General features: G+C 43.3%; 4 protein-coding genes, 1 tRNA gene and 1 rRNA gene. All 6 read right to left on the bottom strand.

What is annotated here, in order from left to right; genetic code table 11:
* Positions 1–591 precede the first annotated feature (591 nt).
* Positions 592–1611, bottom strand: a complete 1020-nt coding sequence (gene tsaD, locus CSV61_RS16360; RefSeq protein ID WP_083034130.1) for a tRNA (adenosine(37)-N6)-threonylcarbamoyltransferase complex transferase subunit TsaD — start codon at positions 1609–1611, stop codon at positions 592–594.
* Positions 1611–2060, bottom strand: coding sequence for a ribosomal protein S18-alanine N-acetyltransferase (rimI, locus tag CSV61_RS16365; RefSeq protein WP_099640088.1), 450 nt, complete (start codon positions 2058–2060; stop codon positions 1611–1613). Before rimI ends, tsaD begins: the two co-directional genes overlap by 1 nt.
* Positions 2053–2754, bottom strand: coding sequence for a tRNA (adenosine(37)-N6)-threonylcarbamoyltransferase complex dimerization subunit type 1 TsaB (gene tsaB, locus CSV61_RS16370; RefSeq protein WP_099640089.1), 702 nt, complete (start codon positions 2752–2754; stop codon positions 2053–2055). Before tsaB ends, rimI begins: the two co-directional genes overlap by 8 nt.
* On the bottom strand, positions 2751–3167 hold the full coding sequence (gene tsaE, locus CSV61_RS16375) for a tRNA (adenosine(37)-N6)-threonylcarbamoyltransferase complex ATPase subunit type 1 TsaE (protein ID WP_099640090.1): 417 nt from the start codon (positions 3165–3167) through the stop codon (positions 2751–2753). Before tsaE ends, tsaB begins: the two co-directional genes overlap by 4 nt.
* Positions 3168–3344: 177 nt before the next feature.
* Positions 3345–3420 (bottom strand) — tRNA-Asp (locus CSV61_RS16380).
* A gap of 25 nt (positions 3421–3445) precedes the next feature.
* A 5S ribosomal RNA gene (gene rrf, locus CSV61_RS16385) occupies positions 3446–3561 on the bottom strand.
* Positions 3562–3579 lie beyond the last annotated feature (18 nt).

The following is a 3579-nucleotide window of genomic DNA, read 5'->3' on the forward strand; positions in this document are numbered from 1 at the left end:
AGAGCGGTCGCGCAGGAAGTATGAGCAGTTGCGGCTACTCATAGAGCGGTCGCGCAGGAAGTATGAGCAGTTGCGGCTACTCATAGAGCGGTCGCGCAGGAAGTATGAGCAGTTGCGGCTACTCATAGAGCGGTCGCAAAGAAAGTATGAGCGGTTACGACTTCCCGTAGAATGATCTTCACATTCCACAGAGCGCTTGTGCAAAACATGATGCTTCAACTATATTATCCGAACAATCTCGCGACAAATTACGACAAGAATCAGTTCATTCCTCCTATCATTCGTCATTTTCATACTTTCATTAAAAACAGCAAGCTAAAATATACTTTATTTCTCCACAATCTTCTCCACAGATTAAATCCCCGTTTGAACACATATGAACATAGTTATCCACTTCATCCACAGTTATTTGTTTATTAGTCCACATAGTTATCCAAAATGTATCCGTTTACCATTCACAGGTTACAATTGTTACCCACATTCTATCCACAAATTGTGTATAAGTACGAATGTTCCCTATTGACAATCTAATATTCGTCTAACAAAAAAACACACAATTTGCTGAAAGTTAGCAAACTGTGTGTATCTTCATTAATTCCATGATTTTAATGGCATTCCAGGTCGACCGTTCATACTAGAATCACTTCGAACGCCACTTTTCCACATCTCATAGCCAGCCGCGGCAATCATCGCCGCATTATCTGTACATAATGAAATAGGTGGAACATAAAAAGGGATTCCCTCTTTTTCAAGTGCAGCAGTTAATGATTTTCGTAGTCCTTGATTGGCAGCTACACCACCTGCCGCAATCACTTGCTTCACATCATATTCTTTTGCAGCTTTCACTGTCTTAACTGTCAGTACATCGACCACACTTTGCTGAAAGCCCGCCGCAACATGATCATGATTAATTTTTCCGCCTTTTTGCTCAATATTATGCTTATAATTAATAACCGCAGATTTTAATCCACTAAAACTGAAGTCATACGAATCTTTTTCGAGCCAAGCACGCGGGAAGTCAATACTTTCGTCACTTGCCAGCGCCAACTGATCTACTTGTGGGCCTCCAGGATAAGGCAAGCCTAGTACACGCGCTACTTTGTCATAGGCCTCTCCTGCTGCGTCATCACGCGTTTCACCGATCAATTCAAATGAACCATGTGACTTCATGACGACAAGCTCCGTGTGACCACCCGAGACAATGAGCGCCAGCAAAGGAAACTCCATCTCGTGGATCAATTGATTGGCGTAGACATGTCCTGCTATATGGTGGACACCTATCAACGGTAACTGATTTGCAAAAGCGAAAGCCTTCGCTGCGTTGATGCCGATTAATAATGCCCCTACTAACCCAGGTCCTTCTGTCACAGTAACTGCTTCCAAATCACTTGGTACAAGTTTCGCTTCGTTCAAAGCTTCCTGAATCACCAGTGTGATTTGTTCCACATGCAGACGCGAAGCTATTTCGGGAACAACACCACCGAATTGCTTTTGCTGCTGGATTTGTGACGACACTATAGATGAGACAATTTCTGTTCCATTTTTCACTATAGAAGCTGCGGTTTCATCACAACTCGTTTCAATACCTAAAATATAATGATCTTTATCCATTAGAATTCCACCCACATGACGAGCCCATCTTCATGGTCGTCTGTATAATAGTTTTTCCTTATGCCGCCTTCATGAAAGCCTAACTTACGATACAACGTCCGTGCTGGTTCATTGCTTACACGCACTTCAAGCGTCATAGTTTTCACTTCATTCAAGCGGCACAGTTCCATCGCCTGACGCATCAGATCTTCTCCATACCCTTTACCTCGGTAAGCCGAGAGTACGGCCACATTAGTAATATGACATTCATCTAGTACAATCCACATACCACAATGTCCAATTACTTCACCGTTAAGATCCGCTACAATATAATGAGCATACGCATTTCCTGTTAATTCATGCTCGAAAATCTCTTCTGTCCAAGGCGTCGCAAATGATTCAAGTTCTATACTAGCAACTGCCGGTATATCTTCATGCGTCATCTTTCTAAACAGTACTTCATTACTCATGGGAAGACTCCTTCTTCACCAAATTGGCTTCTGCCTCAGTAATCCGCTTATACTGTGGCGTAAATGTATGCACTGCTTCCGATTGATCTGCACTTTGAGCCAGTAATATAGCAGAAGATGCACGTGGTACATTCAATGCGAATGAAGCGATATGTGCTTGTTCTCCAAGATGATCACGAATAATGGATGTATGCAGTTTTACATCTTCTCCCACAAATAAAACTGCTTCGTTACACTCTTTTAACTTCTTCAGCAACTCTGCCAGTAAACAGTGCTGATCCTCGAGCACATTGACTAGTTCAGTCCCATTTGAACGATAGACACCTGCGTAGACATTAGATCTTCTTGCATCAATCACGGAACAGATGAGACCGTTAAACAGTTGTCCATTAACTGCTAAAGCCTTCAGACTCGATACACCGTAAAGAGGCTTATCAAGCGTCCAAGCGAGCGTCTTCGCAATTGTCACGCCAATACGGACGCCTGTATACGATCCGGGACCCTCAGAAACAGCAATCGCATCTATTTCCGAAGGAGTAATGTCTGCTTTACGACACGCCTCTTCTACTGCTGTCATTGCGCGTAGCGAGTGATTGATCTTCATCATGCTTGACTCTTCGATCAGTAATACATCGTCTTTAACGATGGCTACAGATAAAGGTGAATTTGCTGTATCTATACCTAACCATATCATGTAAAAATCTCCTCACAAATACGTGTAAATCGTTCACCTTTTGGCGTACATTCAACTCTGCGGGAATCAGGCCCTGTATGATGGATGACCAATTCCATCCGATGTTCAGGCAATTCTTCTTGAATAAATTGTGCCCATTCCACCACCGAAATCGCATCTCCATAAAACAGCTCGTCCCAACCTAAATCTTCTTCGCTATTGGCTAACCGATATACATCCAAATGATTGAAGGGGTAATTCCCTTCATACTGCTTGATAATCGTAAAAGTAGGACTACTGACTGTCCGTGTGATACCGATTGCTTTTGCAAGTGCTTTTGTGAATGTTGTTTTACCAGCTCCGAGATCACCTTCAAGTGTCAGCACGTCAGGAGGTCTTAGATACCCACCGATCTCGGCAGCTAGCTTTTCCATCTCCTCAACGGACTTGATTTCTTTCTCCCACACAGCCAACTCACCCTTCTCTTCCTATTATAGTACTAGTGTACAGAAAAATCTTAGAAAACAAAAGCCAAGAAGACAGCCTTGTTTATTTACAATAAAAAAACGATCACACCCGTTGAGGTGAAATCGTTTTGGAATGTTAAAATATGGCGGTCCCGACGGGAATCGAACCCGCGATCTCCTGCGTGACAGGCAGGCATGTTAACCGCTACACCACGGGACCACTGAAAATAAGCAAAAAAAATAAAGCCTAGCAACGTCCTACTCTCACAGGGGGAAACCCCCAACTACCATCGGCGCTGAAGAGCTTAACTTCCGTGTTCGGTATGGGAACGGGTGTGACCTCTTCGCCATCGTTACTAGACTCTTTGAGTAAAGCTTG

It is taken from the genome of Sporosarcina sp. P3, assembly GCF_002743415.1.
GTDB lineage: Bacteria > Bacillota > Bacilli > Bacillales_A > Planococcaceae > Sporosarcina > Sporosarcina ureae_A.